General features: G+C 45.1%; 5 protein-coding genes. All 5 read right to left on the bottom strand.

What is annotated here, in order from left to right; genetic code table 11:
* Positions 1-91 precede the first annotated feature (91 nt).
* Positions 92-532: an NAD-dependent epimerase/dehydratase family protein gene (locus EDD57_RS14045; RefSeq protein ID WP_165873851.1), complete on the bottom strand. Its 441-nt coding sequence runs from the start codon at positions 530-532 to the stop codon at positions 92-94.
* A 313-nt stretch (positions 533-845) separates the two neighbouring features.
* Positions 846-2270, bottom strand: a complete 1425-nt coding sequence (gene rlmD, locus EDD57_RS14040) for a 23S rRNA (uracil(1939)-C(5))-methyltransferase RlmD (RefSeq protein ID WP_243649570.1) — start codon at positions 2268-2270, stop codon at positions 846-848.
* Between the two features lie 60 nt (positions 2271-2330).
* Complete coding sequence (locus EDD57_RS14035) at positions 2331-3344, bottom strand: fumarylacetoacetate hydrolase family protein (protein ID WP_243649569.1); 1014 nt, start codon at positions 3342-3344, stop codon at positions 2331-2333.
* 42 nt (positions 3345-3386) lie between these two features.
* Positions 3387-4511: an MGDG synthase family glycosyltransferase gene (locus EDD57_RS14030; protein ID WP_131850039.1), complete on the bottom strand. Its 1125-nt coding sequence runs from the start codon at positions 4509-4511 to the stop codon at positions 3387-3389.
* A gap of 92 nt (positions 4512-4603) precedes the next feature.
* Entirely contained in the window at positions 4604-4882 is a 279-nt protein-coding gene (locus tag EDD57_RS14025) for a small, acid-soluble spore protein, alpha/beta type (protein ID WP_165873850.1), read from the bottom strand.
* Positions 4883-5056: the final 174 nt, after the last annotated feature.

Raw genomic sequence — 5056 nt, 5'->3', positions numbered from 1 at the left:
TTTCAATTTTGTTTCTAATGAATATTTAGCCATAGAAAAAGCACCTCCAACTGTTGGGTTTTAATTTCGTGTCCAACAATTGGGGTGCAGTTCACATCGGAAAACCGTCTTCTTGAAAACTCTTTTGCAATTCTTGTTCGCAAAGGTACTTTCCTTTACCGTAGTCTCCCCAAAGCTTATTAACCCCGATAGGACTCTCTTCCGTGAGTGGATACTCCTCCGTTTGCTGGTAAACAGCCGCACTACTAATATGAATAAAGTGGCCAACTCTCCCTAAAAGGCACTGAATCGCAAGCCTCGTTTGAAACGGCTCATACGCAGAGGCATCCACCACGATATCAAAGCTTAAACCACTCAAAGCTCGTGCCACTTGATCAGCATCATTTCGATCAGCCCGTAGGTGAATACATCCATCCGGATTAGCACCATTTCCCCGATTTAGCACATAAACCTGATTCCCTCCACGCACGAACCCTTCAGCAATCGCCCTTCCTACAAACACACTTCCCCCAAAGACCAAACACTTCTTCACCGCAAATCTCCTCTCCCCACTCAATCTGGTGATTAACCAAACCAGCAAGTGAAAGTAGACTAGGGGCAATGTGTCTGACCACTGCGATGTTAGTAAGCCTACTTAGCGTAGTCCTTCGAAGCTAGGGCGTTTTGTGGCAATGCCCCCGCGTACTTTGCGAGTTTTGCCACTTGCCCATTGCTACGAAGGACGAAGCGGACTTGCTTTTCCACATCCTCGCAGGCTTACTATTTGAGCTGTGATCAGATACATGCCCCGGGCTTACTCCACACTATTTGTCTAATCAACAAGTCCGCTAACCACCATGCTGATCTTACTTCTTATACACAAACCGACAAACCGCCTCAATATGAGCCGTCTGCGGAAACAGATCCACCGGAATAATATTCTCTAACTCATAACCAGCCTTCAATAATTGCTCACTGTCTTTAGCAAGTGTAGCCGGGTTACAAGATACATAGATGAATCGCGGAACCTTCACCTCGCACAGAGTATCCACCATAACCTGTCCGAGTCCTGCACGCGGTGGATCGACCACGATCACATCCGGTCTCAGCCCTTGGTCAACCCATGAAGGAATCAATTCCTCAGCTTGCCCATAGTGGAATTCGATATTATCGACCTCATTGATTTCCGCATTCTCCCTAGCATCTGCCACTGCTTCTTCAATGCTCTCAATCCCCATCACTTTCTTCGCATCCGCAGCTAACCAAATCCCGATCGTCCCCACGCCACAATAAGCATCGATCACGGTTTCGGTGCCTGTCAGAGAGGCCACTTTCTTTACTTGGTCATATAACACTTCCGTCTGCTGTGGATTTAGTTGATAAAACGCTCTTGCAGATAGATTGAACATATAGTCGCCGAGACGATCTTGTAGCTTCTCTTCTCCCCACAGTACTCGTGTCTCTTCACCAAATACCAACGAAGTATCCTCTGGATTCCAGTTATACACAATGCTGACTAACTCAGGTACCCGCTTACGAATTTCGTCCACAAGCTGTGCCTCTTGTTCCAATTGACGAATCGACGAGACGATCACAAGCTGAACCTCATCCGTACGAAATCCAATCCGCGCAACCAGATGCCGGATGCCTTTGCTACGTTTGCCACCATCCACTACAGGGATCCGTAGGCGCTCCACTACTTTCCGACAACGCTCTAAGATATCGTTTAACTTCGGATGATGCACTTTACATTCACTTGCATCTACCAGATGATTCGAATCAGCCGTATATAACCCCATCACCACTTTTCTTCCTAATTGCTTTACAGGAAGTTGAGCCTTATTGCGATATTTCCACGGGTCTTGCATACGAATCGTTGGCTCAATCGGTATTTCGGTCAATGAAGTATATCGTCTAAATGATTCCTCGATCTGCTCCCGTTTTAATCGGGCTTGGAAACGTTTATGGATATGTTGGATCGTACATCCCCCGCATCGATCATACACGGGGCACTCTGGCTCTACGCGATAAGGACTACGCTTCACCACTTTCATTAGCTCACCATAAGCAAATCGATCCTCAACGTGTCCGATGCGAACTTGAACCTCTTCGCCCGGTATAGCCCCCTCTACAAAAACCACTTTCTTTTGAACGTGTCCGACTCCTTCGCCATTAATTCCTAATTTCCGAATCGGAATCGTAACAACCTGTCCCTCTTCCAAACGGGCCTCCTTCGGTTGCCGATTATCTTTTCTCGTATGCTGTTGTTGCTGTTGTTTTCGAATGATCAATCTCTCCAGTTCTTTTTAAGAAATAAAAACCCTCTCCTATGGATGGAGAAGGTCATAGTACTAATTTCGACTAATCCGGTTACAAAGTACACCTAACCGCTCAACCTCTAACTCTATCATATCACCTGGTTCCAGATAGCGATGTACCTCTGTTCCTAGTTCTAATAAACAACCTGTACCTACTGTTCCCGAGCCAAATACTTCCCCTGGAACGAGTTCACAATCTTGAGAAGCATGAGCGACCATCTCGGAAAAGCTCCAAGTCAAATCGCGCAAATTCCCTTTCGATACCTGCTTTCCGTTAATGCGGGCAACCATTTTCAGATCCCAATGGTCCCCTTTGCGCCGATCCTCTAACGCAGAAAGCGGAACAAAGTAAGGCCCCATCGATGTAGCAAAATCTTTTCCCTTAGCAGGGCCTAACCCCACAGCCATCTCTTTTCGCTGGATATCCCTAGCACTCCAGTCGTTTAAGATCATCAAGCCAGCTATGTGGTCACGTGCATCTTCTACCGCAATATCTTTGCCACGTTTTCCAATCACACATGCCACTTCTAGCTCAAAATCTAAACAAGAGGTATAGTCAGGCTTTTTGATCTTATGATCCATCCCCACCATGGCTCGATGGTTCGAGAAATAAAACACAGGAAGCTCATACCATTCTGGAATCATGCTTAGCCCGCGTTTTTCACGACACGTTTTCACATGTTGCTCAAAACCATAAAAATCCCGGAAACTAACCGGCATGGGCAGCGGAGGTAATAGGAGTAGTTCGTCTGATTCTAAGGCAATTCCTTCTCCCTCTACCTTGCATTTGGAGACGTTAAACGGTGCCATTTTTTGTACGACACTTTCTAAGATCAGAAACTCATTTTTACCTCTTTCTAACAAGGTAAGTAAATCCGTGGGTAGCAAATGCGGAAACACTTCCTGCTGTTCTTGAATCAGCCATTGCTGAGCGAATACCGCATCTACAATCCAATCATCTTGCATAAAGCCTAAGCGAGAACTCCCTACATCATGGGTGTGAATATTTAATTCATCCGCCTTTATCATGTAAGTTACAATTTGCAAAGAAGTTTCCTCCCCTTTTCTAATATCTAGAAACTTCGTCACTTACAGCATATAAATTTTATTAGGCGTTAATGCAAAAGTTGCTTCCAATATTTTCGTCGCAGCATCCGGAGATAAAATTCCTTCAAAGCGCCCCACACACTGACTGGAATTAAAACTTACTAAAAATTGCTTGTCCAACTGCAAACAAACCGTAGCCAATCGTGTGATAACTGCAACGCGATGCTTCACTAAGTATGCTTGATTCGCTTCTTCCTGACCCGGAAAAGCCTGAAACAAAAACATAGGTAAACGTTTGGCGATTGCCTCCGTAATCGTAATGCCACCTGGCTTCGTCACAAGCAAATCAGCCGCCGACATATACAAGTCCACTTGGTCACAATAGCCGAGCAATCGGACTGGCGATGCAAACAAGCGTTTACTAAGTCGCTCTAATAAAGCTGCATTTCTTCCCGTAAACACAACAAATTGAATATCAGAAATCGAGTTCATTTCCATTACCATCTGCTCCATAGGTCCAAGACCCATCCCACCACCCATAACCAGAACAACTGGCTTCGTAGTAGGTAAGTTCAGTTCCTCGCGTGCTTGCTCCCGAGAAATGGATTGATAGTATCTAGGTTGGATCGGAATTCCTGTTTCCATTACCTTACATCCAGATTTCCATGTAAGTTGCTCCATCTGCTGCTCATCTAACAGCTTCTTAGGTACACATAAAACATCCGGCACCTGTACAACCCACATCGGATGGAGCTCATAATCGGTAACCACACCTACTGTGGGAATATCTCGCCATACCGGCGGTAGCAATAAAAGAGAGAATGGGTGCGTAGTCACAATTCGTGTAGGATTAAATTCATTTAATAAGGACAGGACTTTCTTTCGAATTGCGCGCCCCAATTTTTCAATAATTTCACTAGATAATTGCCGTATCACTTTCGATTGATAAGTCCAGTCATAAAGATAATGATAAAAAAATGGAACCTTTGCCAACATCCCATGATAGCCTGATTGCACCAGAGGATGAAGGGACTTAGGAATCAACTGTAATAGGTCAACTGTCTCCGCTTCCACACCCGGCACTTTACTAAATTCCGCTTCCAATGCTTTGGCCGCGGCGTTATGTCCTGTACCAAAGCCCATGGTAAGCAGTAAGACTCGCTCCATATTGGATGACTCCCCCTTAAATATTCTACCCCCATTATACTAGTTTCCACTAAAAAAACTGCTGTTTTTCTTTATTTTTTAAGTTCGCGGTGTTAGCGGTTCTTCGAAAGCGACTCCATGGACATCCGCACTAACTCTTTTACCAGAAGCCCTCCCATCATTCCGCCCATCTTACCAGCATCCTCCGCTCTGAGCCCGCCATTTGATCCTTTCGATTGGTACGGAATATCAAACTGCTTCGCGATCTCCACTTTGAGATCCTCTCGATTTGAAAACGAGGTTCCCAGCTTACGGTTCAACACATCCGTTTGAAGACGATCCATCTCAGGCCTAGCCGATCTTACTAACAAACGTCTTCTTTTACGTGCCATGAATACATTCCTCCTTTTTCCGTTATTGTGTGTCATCTTGAGGATTTTCATGAGTACATAAAAAGCCATTCCTTCAACATTGAAGTGAACCCAAAAAGTTAGACACGAAGTTTTAAGCAACCCGCAGGGTATGCGTTCGGTATTGAACCGGGCTCATGCCCTTTAGTTTTATCT

It is taken from the genome of Baia soyae, from assembly GCF_004341445.1.
In the GTDB taxonomy this organism is placed as follows: Bacteria; Bacillota; Bacilli; order Thermoactinomycetales; family Thermoactinomycetaceae; genus Baia; species Baia soyae.
The sequence above is the reverse complement of the archived record's forward strand: the minus strand, read 5'-3'. Positions and strand labels throughout refer to the sequence as shown.